The organism is Caldimonas hydrothermalis (assembly GCF_056746695.1).
Genome location: NZ_JBWQXA010000006.1, coordinates 155,521 through 174,395 on the forward strand (window position 1 = coordinate 155,521; position 18,875 = coordinate 174,395).

Sequence of the window (18,875 nt, forward strand, 5' to 3'; positions counted from 1 at the left end):
GTCCTCGGTGCAGGGCTCAGGCCCCGCGCTGGGGGGTGATCTCACGGGCGCCGCGCAGGGCGGCCAGCACGGCCAGGGCGCCCAGCAGTTCCATCAGCGCCACGGCGCTCAGGGCGATGGGCGCGACCTGAGCGGCAAAGGCGGCATGCGAGCCCTGCAGGTCGGCAAACAGCACCAGGGCCGTGGCCGACAGCGGGGTGAGGGCCAGACTCAAGCCCAGGCCCTGGCGGACGGACTGCCCGCTGAACCAGCCCAGGGTGAGCACCGCCCCGGCCTTGGCGGCCAGGCGCACGGCCATGGCCAGAAGGGCCAGGCCGGCCCCGGCGGCCAGCGCCGCGGGAGACCAGGAGGTGCTGACGATCACGAACAACAGCAGCACCAGCACGCCGCCGGCCGTGCCGAAGTGGCGGGGCCAGACCCAGGGCCGTTCGGTGGTGTTGCGCAGCCACAGGCCGGCCATCAGCGGAACGAGCAGCGTGGACAGGTTGAGCACCTGCGTGACCGCCAGCGCCAGGGTGATCAGGCCCAGCAGCAGCAAGGTGGAGTTCTCATTGCGCAGATCCAGGCCACGGGCCACGCGAGCCACGGCATAGCCCAGCAGCCCGGCCACCAGCACCGAGCCGGCCACCACGTACAAGGGCTGCACGATGGCCTGCACCGGGTTCTGGCCGGTGTCCAAGTCGAGCCAGGCCAGCAGCAGCTTGCTGGCGAACACGGCGTACAGGGTGTTGAGCGCGGTCATCATCGACACCCGCTCGGTCACCTGCCCGGCCGCGCCGAACTCGGAGGCCACCCGGGAGATCACCGCCGCCGAGGTGGGCACGGCCAGCACCGCGACGGCCACGGCGGCCGGCGCGGCCAGCCCCGCCCAGCGCATCACCAGGTAGACCGCCCCGAAGGTGAGCAACGATTCGGCCAGGCTGGTGACGAGCAGGAAGGGGTTGGTGCGCAGCCATCGCAGGTAGACCCGCGAGCCCAGCTCGAACAGCAGCAGGCCCAGCGCCAGGTCGACGATGACCCGCAGCGACGGCGAGAGCTGGCCAGCCGCCATGCCATACCCGGCCAGGCCCACGCCCATGCCGGCCAAGGCATAACCCACGACGCGCGGCAGGCCCAGCCGGCGGAACACCGCCTCACCCACCAGGGCGCCCACGATGATGACCAGCGATCCCCACAACAGCCCGCCGGAGCCCGACAGGCTGATGCCAAGGGTGGCAAAGATGGATTCGAGCATCGTGCTGTTCCCTTTCTTTGTTCATGTCTTCAAGGCGGCAAGCCGCCCGTGGCGGCGCGTCAACCCAATGACGGATGGCGCGTTATGGGGGGACCATGCCATACAACGGCTTGGTGTCCCGTCCTATCCCCAAGCGGATTCCATGGTCTCCCATCCCAGCGAGAACCCCACCCTGCCCGCCGAAGTGCTGCGCGCCCTGCGCAGCTTCCGCATGATCGTGCGGTCGATCAAGCAGCATTTTCAGCATGTGCAAGAAGCCACCGGGGTCAGCGGCTCCCAATTGTGGTGCCTGGTCACCATCCAGGCCCAGCCCGGCATTCGTGTGACCCAACTGGCGCAGGCGCTGGGAATCCAGCAGGCCACGGCGAGCAATCTGGTCGAGTCGCTGGACCGCAAGGGCCTGGTGGAACGCCGGCGCGACCAGCGCGACCAGCGCGTGGTGAGCCTGTTCCTGAGTGAAGCGGGCGCCCGCATCGCGCAAGCCGCCCCGAAGCCCGTGGCCGGCATTCTGCCCGATGCGCTGGAACGCCTGGACCCTTCGGCCCTGGCGCAGCTCAATCACTTGCTCGAGCAGGTGATCGGGTTGATGGCACTGCAGGCGCCCGACGGGCGCGACGTGCCGCTGGCCGACGCCTGAGCAACCGTCCTGCCAGCCGACGACGCTGCGCGCAAGCGCAACAGGGTCCGACCCCCTGGATGGATGCCTGCGGGGCCGGCCTGGGTCCAGCTCGCAAAAATGCGTTACAGCCAGCCGCTTGCTGGGGGCCGTGCGCGCTGCATACACTGCCCGCACCAAAAAGTCGGGGAGTGTCCATGCAATACAGTGCCCTTCTCGGTGCCCTTCTGGCGGCACCGATCCTTGCAGCCGCGCAGGCGTGCCCGTCCCCCAGCTTCAACGCCCTGAACCCCCTGCCTGGTGCCGAGTCTGGCACGATGGAAGTGCGACCGGCAAACCAGTTGCGTATGCGAATCCCGGCCGGGATGACTCACCTGATCCCCAGCCATGATGCCCTGGCCGTTCACTATGGCGACAGCCGCAGGATCGTCGTGTTGATGGACGATGGGTACACCTTGAAAGGCATGAGTGACAGCAAGCCTGGTCCCTTCTTCGCCAACGCGCTCCAAGGCAAAACGGAGGAAGGCTGCGCCTTCCTGAAGAGCTGGAAGCAGATGCATTCCGCGACGTACCGCTCAACCCTGACGAGAGGCCCGCTCACCGTCTCGTCTATGCCTTCGAGGGCGAAGACGGTCGCTACGAGTTCATCGCGCTCCATGCCGACAAGCCCGACATTGTGGTGCGAGCGCTGGTGGCCGGTGTCGATCACGTGACGTTCGAGCAGTTGATTTCAACCATGACGCCCCACTAGCGACGATTCAGCGCGGGAAAGCCGGCAGCAGCGCCACACCGGGCGCTTCTTCGGGCGGTGTGTGCGCCACGTTGAGCACCATCGACACCATCGCGAAATAGCCCACCAGGCCGGTGAGGTCGATCACGCCGCGCTCGCCGAAACGCTCGACCGCCCTCGCATAGGTGGCATCGCTCACGCCGTGGTGCTGTAGCAATTCGCCCACGAAGTCGTGCACCAGGGTCTCGTCGGCGTCCATCGTGGTGGGCCGCCGGCCTTCGCGCAGGGCCTCGATCGTCTCCGGTGAAGTTCCCGCCTTCAGCGCCAGCGGCACGTGCACGCACCATTCGAACTGCTGCGTCCAGTGGCGCGCCACGAGCAGCGTCGCAAACTCCGACACGCGCGTGGGCAGGCTGCTGTCGAAGCGCAGGTACTCGCCCACCCGCTGCACGCGGTCCATCAGCGCGGGGCTGCGCAGCAGCGGGATGAAGGGGCCCTTGACAGCCTTGCGCGGGCCGGCGATCAGGGCCTGGGCGGCTTCGCGCTGCGCATCGTCCATCGCTTCCAGCGCCAACGGCGGCATGCGGTCGGGCAACAGGGGTGTGTTCATGCTGGGTCCTTTCGAGGCAGTTCCACATCGGGGCGGCGGCGCCACAGCAAGGCCCCCACCGCCAGCAGCAAGACGGCCGCCGCCAGCAGGCTGGGCCGGGTGATCGGATCGTCGGCGCGGGCCAGCGCCCCCACGGTGAGCGGCCCCAGCCACTGACCGGTGGCAAACGCGGCGGTCATCGCGGCCATCACGCGGGTGGGCGCTGCGCCGCCCAGGCGCCGGGCTTCCTGCAGCCCGGCCATCGTGGCCACCATGAAGGTGCCGCCCACGCACACGGCGCTCAGCACCAGGGCCAGGGCTTGGGTCGAGACCACCGGCAGCAGCACCCCCACGCTCATCACGCCCATCGCGGCGGCCCACACGGTGCGCGCACCGTGGCGCGCCAGCAGCGGCGCGGCCCCCACGGTGGACAGGGCCGCTGCCCCACCGAACACCGGCCAGACCGCGCCAAAGACGCGTGCATCGTCCACCCACAGGCGCGCCAGCGCCGGCAGGAAGGTGGCCGGCAGGATGTAGCCGAAACCCAGGGCGCCGTAGCAGGCCACCAGCGGCCACACGGCACGCGGCACCCCCTGTGCTGCGCCTTGCGGCCCCGGCGCGGGCCCCGTGGCGTCCTCCCGCAAGGGCTGCCATGCGACGACCACCACTGCGGCGGCCAGCAGGCCCAGGCCGGCCCAGGTGGGTGCCGCAGGCCAGGCCCGCAGCCCGGCCACCCAGGCGATGCCGCCGGCCACCGCCATGCCCACGCCCACGCCGGCAAACACGCCGCCCGCCGCAGCCGGGCGGCCTGCCTTCGCCAGCCAGCCCATCGCCCAGGCCGACACTCCCACCAGCACGAAGGCACTGCACACGCCCGCCGCAAAACGCCACCACCAGGCCATCACCAGCCCCGGCGACACCGCCATCGCCAAGGTGCATACGGCCACGCCCAGCAAGCCGGCCCGAGCCGCCGCACCGGCACGCGGATGGCCTGCCATGCAAGCCAAGGCCCCGGCGAGGTAACCCAGGTAGTTGGCCGCCGCCAACTGGCTGCCGGCGGTCAGGCTCAGCCCCTCGGCCTGCATCAGCGGCAGCAGCGGCGTAAAGGCAAAGCGTCCGATGCCCATGCCTGAGGCCAGGCCCAGCAGGCCCACGGCCCGGGCCCGGCGCGACGCCCTCGCCGCTTCGTGGTCGTTGCTCATGGGGCGATGCTAAGCCGAACCGTGGCAACGCAGCGCTCGCGCATGGCATCAGGCCGTCGAAGCGGCGACAATCGCCGCTTCACGCCGCGAACCGTCATGAACGCCGACACCCCGAACCTCCCCCCGCCCGAAGGGGCAGACGTCCCGCCGCCCCCGCCGGTGCCCACCGAGCCGCTCTTGTCCGCCCAGGCCGCCCCGGCCGATGTCACAGCGACCGCTGCCCCCCCCACAGCGCCCGCGCAGCCGCCTGCCATGACGGTCAAGGCCTGTGCCGAGGAGCTGCGCGCGCGCTTTCCCGCCCTGTTCGGCGGCGAGCCCAAGCCGCTGAAGCTGCGCATCCAGGTGGACATCAACGAACGTGCGCCAGGCGTGTTCCCCAAGCCGGTGCTGTCGGCCTTCTTTCGCCGCTACACGCTCAGTGACGCCTATCTCAAGGCGGTGAGCACCGGCACACAACGCTTCGATCTCGACGGCCAGCCCGCCGGCGAACTGAGTGAAGAACACCGCCGAATCGCGCTGGAAACCTTGCTGCAACGCCGCGAGCAGCGCCGTGGCCCGCTGCATCCGCCGCGTGAGGGGCAGGCCGCGCCCGTGGCCCAGGCGGCCGACCCGCAGGCCCAGGCCCGTCGCAAGGCCCAACGCCAAGCTCAACGCGAACAGGCCCGTGCCAAGCACCGCGAAGCCCAGCGCGCCGAACGCCAGTTCCGCGCCGGCCTGCTGCGGGCCTTCGAGACCACCACACTGACCCGCGAGAACTTCTGCGCCCTCAAGGGCATTGCGCCCGACGCGCTGGACGGCCTGCTGGAGACAGCCCGAGCCGAGCGCGCGCAGCGGCAGGCCTTCCTGGCCGAGCTGAGCAAGGCCTACCGCGACAGCGGCCTGAGCATCAACGAATTCGCCGCCAGCAAGAACATGCCCCCGGGGCAGATGCACCATCTGCTGCGCGAGGCGCAAGGAGGAGGAGCTGATGACAGACGCCCGCCCCCGCGCGGAGACCGTCCGCCGCGAGGCGGCGACCGCCCGCCCCGGCGTGAAGGCCCGGACCGCCCCCGCGGCCCGCGCCGCTGATCAGGCGGTCGCGGCCGCCTGCTTGTCCAGCCACACGCCCAGGCCCTGGGCGTTGAGTTCCACGTCGCCTTCGAGCAGCGCCTGCACGCGCTCGTCGTCGAGCGCGCCGCCGCAGCGCCGGTATTCAGCACCATACAGCGCCGCCAGGCCCGCACGCAGGCGTGCATCGCGGTCGGGCCGGTCTGCGACCGACCGGCCCAGGCGCACCATCGCATCGAGCTGATCGCGCACCATGGCCGCCTGCGCGGCCACCGCGCGCGTGGCGCCAAAGTGCGTGAGGAACATCACCTGCGGGTCGTATGCCATCAGCCGGTCGATCGAGCGGTGCAGGGCCTCGGGCTCGAACTGCACCGGCGTGGTGGTCGGAAAGGCGTAGCGGCCATCGGCCGTGACGAGATCCGGGTAGGCGATGCCGAAGGTGTCGCCGGTGAACCAGCCGCGGCTGGCTTCATCCCAGATGCAGTGATGATGGCGGGCGTGCCCCGGCGTGTCGGCAAAGTGAAGCGGCCGTCCCGCCAGCTCCAGCACCAGGCCATCGTGGGTTTCCAGCACACGTTCGGGCGGCACGGGTTGCAGCTCGCCGTAGTCACGCTCGGCCACCTCGGGGCCATAGACCGCCCGCACGCCGGCCATGAGCTGGCGCGGGTCGATCAGGTGCCGCGCCCCGCGCGGATGCACCACCAGCTTTGCGTTCGGCAGGTGCTGCAGCAGCAGGCCCGCGCCGCCGGCGTGGTCGAGGTGCACGTGCGTGACGATCAGCCAATCGACCTGCTCGGGGGCGATCTGCCGGGCCTGCAAAGCCGCCAGCAGGCGTGGCACGGCGCTGTTGGGGCCGGTGTCCACATACGCGCCGCGGCCGTTTTCGACGATCAGGTAGGCCGCATCGAATCGCGGCCGCACAAAGCCGGTGTCGATGACGGTGATGCCGGGGTCGAGGTGTTCGAGGAAGTCCATCGCGGCATTCTCGTCCTTTCGTTGCGGTGGTGCAGTCCGTGCTGGCCCACCCCCTGGTCAGCGCGCGTGATCCCGCCTATAAAGCGGCAGGTGCCGCATCGGGCGCGGCCGCCGCAACGAAAAGACGAGGAGACGCGCATGAGCACGAAATCCGGCATCGACCAGGACGCCCTGATCCAGATGTTCGCCCAGGCCACCGCCGGCCAGGGCGAGGCGCTGCGCAAGGCGGTGAGCGCGGCCACCCTCAAGGCCCTGCAGGGGCGCGAGCTCACACTGCAGAACGTGCGCAGCGTGCTGCAGGCCGTCACCCAGGCGGCCTCGGCCGGCGCGGCCCAGAACCCGGGCAGCACCATCGACGTGCAAAAGCTCCTCGAGAAAGCCTTCGACGGCATGGATGCCGCCTTGCTGAAGGCCGTGCAGGCGCACCGCACCGCCTTGCAGCAATTCGTCTCCCAGGGAGCCGACCTGCAGCAGGGCCCGCTCAAGACCGCGCTGGCCAATCTCGAGAAGATGGAAGACGTCTTCTTCACCACCGTGGGCAAGGCCATCCAGGACGCGGCGGGCCCCGTGCAAGGTGCCTGGCAGCCCGTGCTCGATGCGATGAAGCTCAAGGGCACCCACACCGGCGCCCAGGCGGCGGACACCGTCGAGCAGCTCCTGGCGCAGGCGCGCACCAGCCTGCGCGAGAGCCGGGCCATGGGCCTGCGCACCGCCCAGGCCCTGCTCGAAGGCTATTCCACGCTGGTCAGCGGCGTGCTCATCGGCATGACCGAAGGGCTGCAACAGGGCAGCGCCGAAGCACCGGCGGCCCGCACGCGCAAGCGTTGACGCGGCGGCGCATGCACCACGCCGAGTACCTGCGCCATGACGCCACCGCCCTGGCCGCCGCCGTGGCCCGCGGCGAGGTCAGTGCCTGCGAATTGCTGAATCTCGCGCTGCAACAGCTCGACCGGGTCGAGCCGCGCATCCAGTCGCTCGCGCGGCTGATGGAAGGCGAGGCCCGCGCCCAGATCGAGGCCTGGCCCCATGGCCGTCCCTCGGGACCCTTGGGCGGGGTGCCCTTCCTCGTGAAGGATGCCGTGCACGACATCGCCGGGCTGCCCACCGGCCAGGGCAGCCGGGCCTTCACGCGCCCCGCCGCCCAGGACAGCAGCATCGTGCGCCGCCTGAAGGCCGCGGGCCTGGTGATCTTCGGCAAGACCCGCCTGCCCGAACTGGCCCTCAAGGGCGTGACCGACCCGCGCGCTTTGGGGCCCAGCCGCAACCCCTGGCACCTGGACCACACCCCGGGCGGCTCCAGCGGGGGCGCGGCCGCCGCCGTGGCCGCGGGGGTGGTGCCCATGGCCGCCGGCAACGATGGCGGCGGCTCCATCCGCATCCCGGCGGCCTGCTGCGGGCTCTTCGGCCTGCGGCCCTCGCGCGGGCGCGTATCGGTGGGTCCGGCGCTCGGCGAAGTCTGGTACGGCGCCTCCAGCGACGGGGTGATCTCGCGCAGCGTGCGCGACAGTGCACTCGCCCTGGATGTGCTGTCCGGCCCCGAACCGGGCGACCCCTTCCAGATCCCGCCGCCGCCGGCACCCTATGTCGAACTGATGCGCCAGCCGCCCCCGCGCCTGCGCATCGCCTACACCACCGCCTCGCCGCTGGGCACGCCGGTGCACGCCGAAGCCGTGGCCGCCGTCGAGCACACGGTCGATCTGCTGCGCCAACTCGGGCACGAGGTGGTGCCGGGCGCCCCCGACATCGACGGCCGTGCGCTGGCCCAGACCTACCTGCACCTCTACTTCGGCGTGGTGGCCGCCAGCGTGAGCCAGGCGTGCGAACAGGGCGCACGCGAGAGCGATTTCGAACCGCTCACCCGCGTGCTGGCCGCCCTGGGCCGTGCCACCTCGGCTGGCACCGCCACGCGCCACCTCTGGCGCTGGAACGATTTCGCCCGCGCGCTGGGCCGTTTCCACCAGCAGCACGACCTGCTGCTCACCCCCACGCTGGCGGGCCCGCCTGTGGTGCATGGCACCGGCGACCCGCCCGCCTGGCAGGAAAGCCTGCTCACGGTTCTGTGCGCCACCGGCCTGCTGGGCGGCCTGCACCGCCTGGGCGTGCTGGCCCCGGTGATCGACCAGATCGCGCTCGACAGCCTGCGCCATGTGCCGTTCACCCAGCTGGCCAACCTCACCGGCACACCCGCGATGAGCGTGCCGCTGCACTGGTGCGCCAACGGCCTGCCGCTGGGTGTGCAGTTCATCGCCCGCTTCGGCGAGGAAGCCACGCTGCTGCAGCTGGCGGCCCAGCTCGAGCAGGCCCAGCCCTGGTTCGACCGGCTGCCACCGCTGGCGCACGACAGCCCAGCCGCTACAGTGGCGCATGCCCACTGACATCTCGACCCTGCGCTGGACCGAAGACGGCCGGTCCCATGAGGCCCACTGGCATTCCGAGGCGGGCCTGCCGCCGCCCAAACGCGTGGTGGTGGCCGACGACCAGACCACGGCCGACACCGCCCTGCGCCTGACCAGCGAAGGCACCGCCCTGCTGTGGCGCGGCGACTACCACAACGCCCGCCAGTTGCTCGTGGCCCTGACCCGGCGGCTCGACCGCCCGCCGCGCAAGCCGCCGCCCGCACCGGCCCCGGGCACCGACCCGCTCGCCCATGCCTTCCACCTGCAGCGCAAGGCCCAGGCCGAAAAGGCCCGCCGCCTCAACCTCGTGTTGCTGCCCTTCGAGGCCCACTACGCGCTGCCGCTGCGCCGCGCGCCCGAGGTGCGCACCGCCTGCGAAGAAGCCTTCGGCCCCTGCGAGGCGCCCTGTGTGCTGTCGCTGCGCGAGCTGCTGGGCGCCATCGGCGCCCACGAATGGCGGCTCAAGGGCGTGGAGGTGCCGGCCCTGGGCGCGCGCATCCATGCCCACTACGGCGTGTTCTCACCGGTGCGGGGGGAATACGTCGATCTGGTGGCCACCACGCCCCTGCCCTCCCCGCCCCCCGAGCGGGCCTTTGATGTGGGCACTGGCACCGGCGTGCTGGCCGCCGTGCTGGCCCGGCGCGGCGTGCGCAAGCTGGTGGCCACCGACACCTCGCCCCGCGCCCTGGCCTGCGCGCGCGACAACCTGCAGCGCCTGGGCCTGGCCGATCGCGTGACGCTCAGCGGCGATGACCTCTTCCCCGACGGCCGCGCCCCGCTCATCGTGTGCAACCCGCCCTGGCTGCCTGGACGGGCCCATTCGCCGCTGGAGCAGGCCGTTTACGACCCCGACCACCGCATGCTGCGCGCCTTCCTGGCCGGCCTGAAAGCCCACCTCACGCCCGGCGGCGAGGGTTGGCTGATCCTGTCCGACCTGGCCGAGCACCTGGGCCTGCGCCCCCGGGCCGAGCTGCTGGGCTGGATCGCCGAGGCGGGCCTGACTGTGGCCGGCCGCCACGACATCCGCCCCCGTCACCCCAAGGCCGCCGACCCGTCCGACCCGCTGTTCCGGGCCCGGCGTTCGGAGGTGACCTCGCTGTGGCGCCTGCGGCCCGTGCTTGAATCCAATGGACCCCTTTTGGCCAAAATTCCCCTTTTGGCCTAAGATAGGTGCACGCTGTCCGGGAGCCTGCCATGTCCGCCGTCCTCAAGACCCAGCCCGTCCCGCCCGTGGACCAGCTCCACCGCACGCCCGCGTCCGACGTGAAAAAACTCGGCTGGCGCGGCGTGATGCGTCAGCTGCAGACGCAAGGCCCCGTGCTGGTCACCAACCACCAGCAGCCCGAGGCGGTGATCCTGCCCGTGCAGGCCTATGCCGAGCTGCTGGCACGCGCCCAGCGCGCCGCCGACCCGGCCGAGGCCGCCCTGGACGCCCTGCGCCGCCGCTTCGACGAGCGCCTGGCCGTGCTGAACACCCCCGAGGCCGGCGACCGCCTGCGCGGCCTGATGGACGGCCCGGCCCGCCTGGGCGGTGAGGTCAAGGCCGGGGCCAGCTATTGAAGAAGCCGCCGTCCGCCCCGCGCCCCGTCCTCTTCGTGCTGGCTGGCGTCAACGGCGCCGGCAAGAGCTCGCTGGGCGGCCACCTGCTCACCCGCCAGGGCCTGACCTGGTTCAACCCCGACACCTACGCACGTGAACTCGTCGCGGCCGGCCTCGCCACGCCCGAGGAGGCCAGCGGCCTGGCCTGGACCGAAGGCCTGCGCCGGCTCGACGAGGCATTGGCCCAGGGCCGCCACCACGCCTTCGAAACCACCCTGGGCGGCACCACCATCGCCCAGCGCCTGCGGGACGCCACCCGCACCCACGACGTGCTGATGTGGTTCTGCGGCCTCGACACCCCCGAGCACCACCTGGCCCGCGTGCGGGCCCGTGTGCGCGCCGGCGGCCACGACATTCCCGAAGACCGCATCCGCCAGCGCTACCCGCGCGCCCTGGCCAACCTCATCGCCCTGATGCCCCACCTCGCCCACCTGCAGGTGTACGACAACAGCGCCGAAGCCGCGCCGGGCGAGCCCATCCCCGACCCGCGCCTGCTGCTGGAACTGCGCCGCGGGCGGCTCATCCACCCGCGGGCCGACGATGCGCAGGCGCTGCGCGCCACACCGCAGTGGGCCAAGCCGTTGATCGAAGCCGCGCTGAGCACCACCCCACCAGAGGCCACGGCGGTCGGAACCCGCTGACAGCCCGCCATGCCACCGCACCGACCGCCTGCCGCGCTGCCGTGCGGCACCATCGATACACGTCGATGCCCCTTCGGCGCCCCCCCCCCGCGAATGCCGGGGCCGCCTCCAACCAGGGGGTGGCTCGCGCATCCGGCCTTGTTCATATTGACCCCACCCCCGCGTGAGGACCCGCTCCATGAACAACCCCGTCCTGCAGGAAGAGTATGCGCGGCTCCGCGCCCAACTGGCCGAAGCCTACAGCGCGCCGCAATGGCAGTCCGGCCAGATCGACCGCCTGGCCAACGCACTGGCCGCCGTCGAGCGCCAACTCGTCAGCCAAGCCCCCGGCGCCACCTGGCGCGAGCTTGGCCCCACCCCCACCCCGGCGTCTTCGGCCTGCACGATGACCCCTGGCAGGGAGGGGGGCGTCGCTGGCGTGTCGCAGGCTCGCTGACCCAAGACCGCCGCCCTGCCGCCGTTCAAAACGCTCGGGCAACGATGAACGGGCGCCAGTCCCGCTTCTTCGAGCCGTGCCGCTCCGTGGCCAGGATGTCGAATCCGGCCGTACGGATCGCCTGTTCCAGGCCCGCTGCAGAAAACGTCGTCACGCTCGGCGCCAGCCCCACCCACTGCATCACGGGCACGGCCAGCCGGATCAGCGGGTTCATCTCAGCGATGCAGGGCGTCTTGGAGATGAAGAGCCCGCCCGGCGCCAGCAAGGCCCGGACCTGGCCGAGCACCGCGGGCAGGTCGCCCACCAGATGCAGGACATTGAAGCCAATCACCACGTCATGGCGCTCGCCTTCTCGCGCCAAGGCGTCTGCCGTGGCCTGCCGGAAACGAAGCCGGCCCCTGAGCCCTTGGTGGTCAGGCATTGCGAGCTTCTCCTCGGCGATGGTGATCATGCCGGTGGACAGGTCGGTGGCTAGATAACTCTCCGCCGCGTCGGCCAGGCGAAGCGCCGCCGTCCCGGTGCCACAGCCCAGCTCCAGCACCCGCGCACCGGCAGGCATGAGCGCCCGCGTGCGCGCCAAGGTCCGTTCGAACCCGGCCTCGTCCGCAATCGCAGAGGCGGCGTACTTCCGCGCCGCCTTGTCCCAGAACTGCGCGTCCTTGTCGGTCGTCGTGGGGTGTTCGGGCTGGTGCCCATGGTCACGTTTCATCGCCTTCCCCGGTTGTTGGTGCTCAAGACACCCCGACCACGGACTTGTGCTGCCGCGGAGCTATCCCAGCAATACACACATTGACGTGGACACACCGGAGGCCAGCCCACGGTAGCGGATCGGCTGCATGGGCTGGTTGGGCGTCATTCGCCATCGAAGTAATCGTTGTCGATCCGTTTGATTTCGTACATGCCGACGAGCGAAACGCCCACGTTGTGATCAATCATCCGGGACACGACACCTAACGTTTGACATGAGGGGCGGCTTGCAGACGGCGAAGCCGGCTGTAAGACGTCCCCTCGATGGAAGGGTTAGGCATCATTGCCGCGGCCGGCGAGTATTGAGCCACCCCTGTGCGGCACCATAGCCTTCAAGAAGAACCTTCTCGCCAATTTCAACGATCAGCTTCGTATCGCCGTTGTGAAGAATTCGCGAGAACGAGAGATTCCACGGCAGCTCCTCGGATTCGTACATGAACCCGATGCCGCCAGGGACGATGAACTGCTTGAATTCGCCACCGGACGCTGCTCGGATGACTTCCACGATTTTCGCGTGCTCAGGCTGCGGTTTGGGGAGACCAAAGATTGCTAGATAGCAGCGCTTCATATGAACTCTCGCCTTTCTGAACCTGGGCGCTAGGAGCGTCGAGGATTGTGATGCCTAACGTTTGACGTGAGGGGCCGCCGTAGCGGCAAAGCCGCGAAGGGAACCCACAAGCGCAGCTTGTGGGCGGTCCCTCTCGACGGAATTGTTAGCGCGAGCACTCATTCTTAGGCACCGAAAACCCGCAGGCTTTCAAAGCTCGCTGAACAAACGGATGGCTTTCCATGGCGATGGCAGCCACGCACACACTGAACAGAAGGATCTTCGCTACCTGCCCGAACATGGCGAGCGGGCTTGCATCAGGTGCGCTGATTAGTAGATATGCACATAGAGCAATGAATGGAAGCGCGGAGATCACCACGAGTAATTTGAAAAAGCGCCTGGACGTTGTGCTTGCATTGGCCGCGTGATCGGCGCCGAGGATGCTTGCGGCAAAGAAAAATAACCAACCAAAGAATAAACCACTCTCGGAAATACTCTTCGTTGCAATGAACTCGACGGAGATGAGGAAGGCCCCAATTACGCAACAAATGATTTGAAGTGCGATGGTTCTAGGTTTCATAGCGCTAACGTGTTATAGGAAGCAAAACTGCTGCATAACACCGTCGACTGCCTTCCTAACGCCGACGGCCCGATCGGGCTGCAAGCCTCGCCCAGCCTGCGCCTCGAGGCATTGTCTGGATATTTGTACAGCACTGAATTTCATGCAAACTGGCGCAGGTTTCGCAAGGCGCACTTTGCCTGAGGCCGCCACCCAGCCAATTCCCCCTTTTGGGGGGGAACTGAGTTGCCCGGGCCCGCCGTTGGGCCTTGAGGCCCTTGCCTCTTTGCAGGCACAGTACCGGGCCGTCCCTTCCCCATCCCGCACGCGCCAGCGCCGGAGCCCCCACCATGTACCTTCCCCCTCACTTCGCCGAAACCCGCCCCGAGCAGCTGCACCGCATCATCAACACCCACCCGCTGGGCATGATGGTCACGCACACCGCCGCGGGGTTGGAGGCGCAGCACATTCCTTTCCTGCTGGACCCGGCGCAGGGCCCGCACGGGGTGCTGCTGGCGCATGTGGCGCGGGCCAACACGGTGTGGCAGGAGGTGGTGAGCGGCGATGCAGTGCTGGTGGTGTTCCGTGGCGTGGAGGGCTACATCTCTCCCAACTGGTACCCCAGCAAGCACGAGACGCACCGCGCCGTGCCCACCTGGAACTACGAGGTGGTGCATGCGCACGGTACGGTGCATGTGCACGACGACGAAAAGTTCCTGCGCGGGCTGGTGGCGCGGCTCACGCGGGTGCATGAGGCCACGCAGCCGGTGCCGTGGAAGATGGGCGATGCGCCGCCCGACTATCTGGCCGACATGCTGGGCAAGATCGTGGGGCTGGAGGTGCGCATCACGCGTCTGGAGGGCAAGCGCAAGCTGAGCCAGAACCACGAGGCCCGCAACCGCGCCGGCGCCATCCAGGGGCTGGAGGCGCAGGGCCACGCGGGGCTGGCGCAGGCGATGCGCAACGCGAGCCACGGACGGTGACCCCCGGCTTCAGCGCCACACCGCGTCCTCCCGCACCACCAGCCCGCTCTCGAACGATTGCGCGCGCGTGCGCCACAGGCGGCACGGCCCCAGGTCCGGCGGCGTGGACGACCGGCCGCGAGCCCTGGGCGTGGCGGTGCAAGGCGCCGTAGGCCTCGTGCCGACCCACTGCCGCATTGCGATTGACTATCGATACGCATGTATCGATAGATGCACGCATGCCTTCCAACAGCCTCCCGGCTGGCGCTGCATGGGTGCTGCGGGCTGAACACCGGGGGGCCGAGACGCCCTCTTGAAGAAGCTGCACCCACCCCTATAATTCGTCGCTGTTAGCACTCATCCAACATGAGTGCTAATGATCCCGGGGCAGGCCTGTTGGGTCGGATTCCCCGCCGATCATGCCTATCAAGTTGGTGCTTTATCGCATCAGCCATCAACCAGAAGTTGGTTCTCACTCTTAGGAGATGTCATGAAACTTCGTCCTCTGCACGATCGCGTGATCGTCAAGCGCCTGGAAAACGAAACCAAGACCGCTTCGGGCATCGTCATCCCTGACAACGCCGCCGAGAAGCCCGATCAGGGTGAGGTCCTGGCCGTGGGTCCGGGCAAGCGCAATGACAAGGGCGACTTCGTGGCGCCCAACGTCAAGGTCGGTGACCGTGTGCTGTTCGGCAAGTACAGCGGCCAGACCGTCAAGGTCGACGGCGAAGAACTGCTGGTCATGCGCGAGGAAGACCTCTTCGCCGTGGTGGAAAAGTAATCCTGCCACCCCCGTCTGAACAGATCTCAGCAACGAATCCGGAGAATTTCTTATGGCAGCTAAAGACGTCGTTTTCGGCGGTGAAGCCCGCGCCCGCATGGTCGAAGGCGTGAACATCCTGGCCAATGCGGTCAAGGTGACCCTGGGCCCGAAGGGCCGCAACGTGGTGCTCGAGCGCTCCTTCGGCGCCCCCACCGTGACCAAGGACGGTGTGTCCGTGGCCAAGGAGATCGAGCTGAAGGACAAGCTCCAGAACATGGGCGCCCAGATGGTCAAGGAAGTGGCGTCCAAGACCAGCGACAACGCCGGTGACGGCACCACCACCGCCACCGTGCTGGCCCAGGCCATCGTGCGCGAGGGCATGAAGTACGTGGCCGCCGGCATGAACCCGATGGATCTGAAGCGCGGCATCGACAAGGCCGTCGCCGCCCTGGTCGAGCAGCTCAAGAAGGCTTCGAAGGCCACCACCACCAGCAAGGAGATCGCTCAGGTGGGCGCCATCTCCGCCAACTCCGATGAATCCATCGGCAAGATCATCGCCGACGCGATGGACAAGGTGGGCAAGGAAGGCGTGATCACCGTCGAAGACGGCAAGAGCCTGGACAACGAACTCGATGTCGTGGAAGGCATGCAGTTCGACCGCGGCTACCTGTCGCCCTACTTCATCAACAACCCCGAGAAGCAGGCCGCGATCCTCGAGAACCCGTACGTGCTGCTGCACGACAAGAAGATCAGCAACATCCGCGACCTGCTGCCCACGCTGGAGCAGGTGGCCAAGGCCGGCCGTCCGCTGCTGATCATCGCCGAGGAAGTGGAAGGTGAAGCCCTGGCCACGCTGGTGGTGAACACCATCCGCGGCATCCTGAAGGTGTGCGCCGTCAAGGCCCCGGGCTTCGGCGACCGCCGCAAGGCCATGCTGGAGGACATCGCCATCCTGACCGGCGGCAAGGTGATCTCCGAGGAAGTGGGCCTGACGCTCGAGAAGGTGCAACTGGCCGACCTGGGCCAGGCCAAGCGCGTGGAAGTGGCCAAGGAGAACACCACCATCATCGATGGCGCCGGTGCCGCGGCCGACATCGAAGCCCGCGTGAAGCAGATCCGCGTGCAAATCGAGGAAGCCACCTCCGACTACGACCGCGAGAAGCTGCAAGAGCGCGTGGCCAAGCTGGCCGGTGGCGTGGCCGTGATCAAGGTGGGTGCGGCCACCGAGGTCGAGATGAAGGAGAAGAAGGCCCGCGTCGAAGACGCCCTGCACGCCACCCGTGCGGCCGTGGAAGAGGGCATCGTCGCTGGCGGTGGTGTGGCCCTGCTGCGTGCCAAGCAGGCGGCCGGCCAGATCAAGGGTGACAACCCCGACCAGGAAGCGGGCATCAAGATCGTGCTGCGCGCTGTCGAGGAGCCCCTGCGCCAGATCGTGGCCAACGCCGGCGACGAGCCCAGCGTGGTGATCGCCAAGGTGCTCGAAGGCAAGGGCAACTTCGGTTACAACGCCGCCAACGGCACCTATGGCGACATGATCGAGATGGGCATCCTGGATCCGACCAAGGTGACCCGCACGGCCCTGCAGAACGCCGCCTCGGTCGCCGGCCTGATGCTCACCACCGAAGCCATGGTGGCCGAAGCGCCGAAGGACGAGACCCCGGCTGCCGGTGCCGGCATGGGGGGCATGGGCGGCATGGGCATGGACATGTAAGTCCCCCAGGCAGCTCGCCTCAAAAAAGGGCCGCGCATGCGGCCCTTTTTTACATTCTGTGGTCAAGCCATGCCCCTGTGGCAGGCTCATCGGGATTGCGCCGCCCCGCGCCGGGCTCAACAATACGGGACACCACGCCCCTTCTTTCATGAGCCACCCACCCGCCCTGTCGACTTCCCTTGATTCCATCGTCCAGGGCGTGCCGCTGCTGGCCCGCGATGTGGTCGAGCGCACGCTGGAAGAGTTGCGCAATCCCAATGCCCAGATGGCGCTGGCTCAGGACCGCCGGCAGTTCTTCGCGCTGATGGAGGTGCTGCAGGCCCGCAAGGCGGACTGGATACGCTCGCTGCAGGAGCTCATCGCCCAGGGGGTGCGCGAGGCGATGACCGATTCCGGCGCCGCGCGGGCGGCCCCGCGCAAGCCGCTGGCCCTGAGTCTGGACGACCTGAGCCTGGTGGACGAGGGCCAGGCGGCCGAGGACATCGAGATCTCCCGGGTGATCGCCCAGATCGACCAGCAGGCCGAGTGGGAGCTGCGGGAGGTGCAGGCCTTCATGGCCGCGGTGCGCGGCTGGCAGGAGATCCGCCGCGAGGCCAACCCGCTGCGCCCGGAAGTGTTTGCCCGTGCGCTCAGCCGCTCGACCCACGAGCTGCGGGTGTCGGCCGAGTCGCGCATGCTGCTGTTGCGCATGGCCGGGGCCCGGTTGGCCGAGGCGCTCAAGGTCGAATACGAGCAGATCTGCCGCCGGCTGGAAGCCCTGGGTGTGCAGCCCCTGGCCTTCCGGGCCGTGCCCTCGGCCGCGCCGGCGGTGCCGGCGGGGGGCACAGGCTTCGAGCTCACCGATTCGGGCACGCTGGGCCGGCTGCTCGAACGGGTGAGCCGCAGCCACCCGACGCCACTGGACGGGGCCGCCGCCGAGGCGCAGACGCTGGTCAACCGCCTGTTCGACCAGATCCTGGCCGACCCGAAGCTCATCGATGCCGTGCGCAGCCTGCTGGGGCGGCTCAAGCCGGCGGTGCTCGGGCTGGCACAACGCGACCCGGCCCTGGTGCGCCAGTCCGACCATCCGGTCTGGCAGCTCCTGAACCGCCTGTCGGCCCACTGCGCGGGTTATGACGACCCGCAGGACGAACGCCTGCGCGATTTCATGGCGTTCGCCCGCAGCGTGATCGACCGCATCGTCGCGCTGCCCGCGCCCCAGGCGCAGCACTTCCTGAAGGGCCAGGACGACATCAATCACTTCATCGACGAGCGCAGCCGCGAGGCGCTGGAGCGCTCGCGCGCGGCACTGGAGAAGCTGCAGCGCATCGAGCGGGCCGACCAGTTGCGCGGCGTGCTGCGCCAGCAGGTGCGCCAGATGCAGGGGGCTTCGCTCAGCCAGTCGCTGCGCGACTTCCTCTTCGGTCCCTGGGTGGACGCGATGGTCGAGGCCATGGCCCGCCACGGCGAACATTCCGCCCAGGCCCAGGAGCTGATGCACACGGTCGACGAGCTGCTGTGGAGCATGCAGCCGCTGACGGCCCCGGCCGACCGGGCCCGGCTGCGCGCCCTTCGGCCCGAGCTGCTGGCCAGCCTGAACCGCGGCCTGGACCTGATCGCCTGGCCCGCGGCCCAGCGCGACGCGATCCTGGCCGAGCTGGCGGCCCACCATGGCGCGGTGCTGCGCGGCGAGGCACCGCCGGCACCGTCGCCTGCCGAAGCGCTCACGCCCGAGCAGATCGTGCAGCAGTTGCGCGACGAGCCCGACCCGTTGCCGCCCGGGCCCGACGCGCCGGTGGACCGCAGCGTGCTGCCCACCGTGCCGGTGGGCCTGATGGACCAGACCGAGACCGAGGCCGGCCGGCTGGCCCGGCAAGCCTGGCTGGCCCAGCTCACACCGGGCTCGTGGTATCACATGTTCGTGCAGGGCCAGTGGGTCACGGCCCAGTTGATGTGGAGCAGTGACAACGGCCAGTTCTTCATGTTCGCCAGCCAGCATGCGGGCCAGTCGCATTCGCTGACGCGCCGGGCCGTGGAGCGGCTGCTGTCCGAGGGGCTGATCACCCTGCTCGAGGAGCGCTCGCTGATGCAGCGGGCGGTGGACAGCCTGATCCAGGACCTGGACGATCCGATCCGCTGACG

20 protein-coding genes are annotated in these 18,875 nt (G+C 69.2%); 13 read left to right on the forward strand and 7 right to left on the reverse strand.

Annotated elements, in window-relative coordinates:
• Positions 1-16: 16 nt before the first annotated feature.
• Positions 17-1,234: a cation:proton antiporter domain-containing protein gene (locus AC1ECW_RS09800; RefSeq protein ID WP_409702314.1), complete on the reverse strand. Its 1,218-nt coding sequence runs from the start codon at positions 1,232-1,234 to the stop codon at positions 17-19.
• Between the two features lie 142 nt (positions 1,235-1,376).
• Here AC1ECW_RS09800 and AC1ECW_RS09805 point away from each other — a divergent pair, with 142 nt between their 5' ends.
• Together AC1ECW_RS09805 and AC1ECW_RS09810 are read left to right on the forward strand one after the other, a co-directional pair.
• Positions 1,377-1,871 (forward strand): MarR family winged helix-turn-helix transcriptional regulator, encoded by a 495-nt coding sequence (locus tag AC1ECW_RS09805; protein WP_409702312.1) that lies wholly within the window; start codon positions 1,377-1,379, stop codon positions 1,869-1,871.
• A gap of 176 nt (positions 1,872-2,047) precedes the next feature.
• Positions 2,048-2,563, forward strand: coding sequence for a hypothetical protein (locus AC1ECW_RS09810; protein WP_409702310.1), 516 nt, complete (start codon positions 2,048-2,050; stop codon positions 2,561-2,563).
• 45 nt (positions 2,564-2,608) lie between these two features.
• On the opposite strand, the gene AC1ECW_RS09815 is transcribed toward AC1ECW_RS09810, so the two are convergent.
• Together AC1ECW_RS09815 and AC1ECW_RS09820 are read right to left on the reverse strand one after the other, a co-directional pair.
• Positions 2,609-3,190 carry a carboxymuconolactone decarboxylase family protein gene (locus AC1ECW_RS09815; protein WP_409702308.1) on the reverse strand — a complete coding sequence of 194 codons (582 nt, stop codon included), beginning with the start codon at positions 3,188-3,190 and terminating at the stop codon, positions 2,609-2,611.
• A complete protein-coding gene (locus AC1ECW_RS09820) occupies positions 3,187-4,371 on the reverse strand; it encodes a YbfB/YjiJ family MFS transporter (RefSeq protein WP_481201730.1) in 1,185 nt (394 codons plus the stop codon). The genes AC1ECW_RS09815 and AC1ECW_RS09820 overlap by 4 nt, the downstream gene beginning before the upstream one ends.
• Before the next feature lie 252 nt (positions 4,372-4,623).
• Between AC1ECW_RS09820 and AC1ECW_RS09825 the strand changes: the two genes are divergently transcribed.
• Positions 4,624-5,439, forward strand: a complete 816-nt coding sequence (locus AC1ECW_RS09825; protein WP_409702304.1) for a ProQ/FINO family protein — start codon at positions 4,624-4,626, stop codon at positions 5,437-5,439.
• Here AC1ECW_RS09825 and AC1ECW_RS09830 read toward each other — a convergent pair whose 3' ends face one another.
• Positions 5,440-6,393, reverse strand: coding sequence for an MBL fold metallo-hydrolase (locus tag AC1ECW_RS09830; RefSeq protein WP_409702302.1), 954 nt, complete (start codon positions 6,391-6,393; stop codon positions 5,440-5,442). It lies immediately after the preceding gene.
• A gap of 138 nt (positions 6,394-6,531) precedes the next feature.
• Between AC1ECW_RS09830 and AC1ECW_RS09835 the strand changes: the two genes are divergently transcribed.
• From AC1ECW_RS09835 to AC1ECW_RS09860, 6 genes are all read left to right on the forward strand, one after another.
• Positions 6,532-7,221, forward strand: a complete 690-nt coding sequence (locus AC1ECW_RS09835; protein ID WP_409702300.1) for a DUF6781 family protein — start codon at positions 6,532-6,534, stop codon at positions 7,219-7,221.
• Between the two features lie 11 nt (positions 7,222-7,232).
• On the forward strand, positions 7,233-8,768 hold the full coding sequence (locus AC1ECW_RS09840; protein WP_409702298.1) for an amidase: 1,536 nt from the start codon (positions 7,233-7,235) through the stop codon (positions 8,766-8,768).
• A complete protein-coding gene (locus AC1ECW_RS09845; protein WP_409702296.1) occupies positions 8,758-9,954 on the forward strand; it encodes a methyltransferase in 1,197 nt (398 codons plus the stop codon). Before AC1ECW_RS09840 ends, AC1ECW_RS09845 begins: the two co-directional genes overlap by 11 nt.
• Before the next feature lie 29 nt (positions 9,955-9,983).
• Complete coding sequence (locus AC1ECW_RS09850) at positions 9,984-10,349, forward strand: hypothetical protein (protein WP_409702294.1); 366 nt, start codon at positions 9,984-9,986, stop codon at positions 10,347-10,349.
• Positions 10,346-11,029 carry an ATPase gene (locus AC1ECW_RS09855; RefSeq protein WP_409702292.1) on the forward strand — a complete coding sequence of 228 codons (684 nt, stop codon included), beginning with the start codon at positions 10,346-10,348 and terminating at the stop codon, positions 11,027-11,029. The genes AC1ECW_RS09850 and AC1ECW_RS09855 overlap by 4 nt, the downstream gene beginning before the upstream one ends.
• Positions 11,030-11,207: 178 nt before the next feature.
• Complete coding sequence (locus AC1ECW_RS09860) at positions 11,208-11,465, forward strand: hypothetical protein (RefSeq protein ID WP_409702290.1); 258 nt, start codon at positions 11,208-11,210, stop codon at positions 11,463-11,465.
• Between the two features lie 25 nt (positions 11,466-11,490).
• On the opposite strand, the gene AC1ECW_RS09865 is transcribed toward AC1ECW_RS09860, so the two are convergent.
• The 3 genes from AC1ECW_RS09865 to AC1ECW_RS09875 all read right to left on the reverse strand — a co-directional run bounded on the left by AC1ECW_RS09865 (position 11,491) and on the right by AC1ECW_RS09875 (position 13,339).
• On the reverse strand, positions 11,491-12,174 hold the full coding sequence (locus tag AC1ECW_RS09865) for a class I SAM-dependent methyltransferase (protein ID WP_409702288.1): 684 nt from the start codon (positions 12,172-12,174) through the stop codon (positions 11,491-11,493).
• Positions 12,175-12,492: 318 nt separating this feature from the next.
• Positions 12,493-12,780, reverse strand: a complete 288-nt coding sequence (locus tag AC1ECW_RS09870; RefSeq protein ID WP_409702286.1) for a hypothetical protein — start codon at positions 12,778-12,780, stop codon at positions 12,493-12,495.
• A gap of 145 nt (positions 12,781-12,925) precedes the next feature.
• The gene (locus tag AC1ECW_RS09875; RefSeq protein ID WP_409702284.1) at positions 12,926-13,339 is read right to left on the reverse strand and encodes a hypothetical protein; all 414 of its coding nucleotides are present in this window, start codon (positions 13,337-13,339) and stop codon (positions 12,926-12,928) included.
• 329 nt (positions 13,340-13,668) lie between these two features.
• Between AC1ECW_RS09875 and AC1ECW_RS09880 the strand changes: the two genes are divergently transcribed.
• The 4 genes from AC1ECW_RS09880 to AC1ECW_RS09895 all read left to right on the forward strand — a co-directional run bounded on the left by AC1ECW_RS09880 (position 13,669) and on the right by AC1ECW_RS09895 (position 18,873).
• Positions 13,669-14,301: an FMN-binding negative transcriptional regulator gene (locus AC1ECW_RS09880; RefSeq protein ID WP_481201731.1), complete on the forward strand. Its 633-nt coding sequence runs from the start codon at positions 13,669-13,671 to the stop codon at positions 14,299-14,301.
• Positions 14,302-14,770: 469 nt separating this feature from the next.
• On the forward strand, positions 14,771-15,061 hold the full coding sequence (groES, locus tag AC1ECW_RS09885) for a co-chaperone GroES (protein WP_409663140.1): 291 nt from the start codon (positions 14,771-14,773) through the stop codon (positions 15,059-15,061).
• A 52-nt stretch (positions 15,062-15,113) separates the two neighbouring features.
• Entirely contained in the window at positions 15,114-16,754 is a 1,641-nt protein-coding gene (gene groL, locus AC1ECW_RS09890) for a chaperonin GroEL (protein ID WP_409702280.1), read from the forward strand.
• Between the two features lie 148 nt (positions 16,755-16,902).
• On the forward strand, positions 16,903-18,873 hold the full coding sequence (locus AC1ECW_RS09895; RefSeq protein WP_481201732.1) for a DUF1631 family protein: 1,971 nt from the start codon (positions 16,903-16,905) through the stop codon (positions 18,871-18,873).
• Positions 18,874-18,875: the final 2 nt, after the last annotated feature.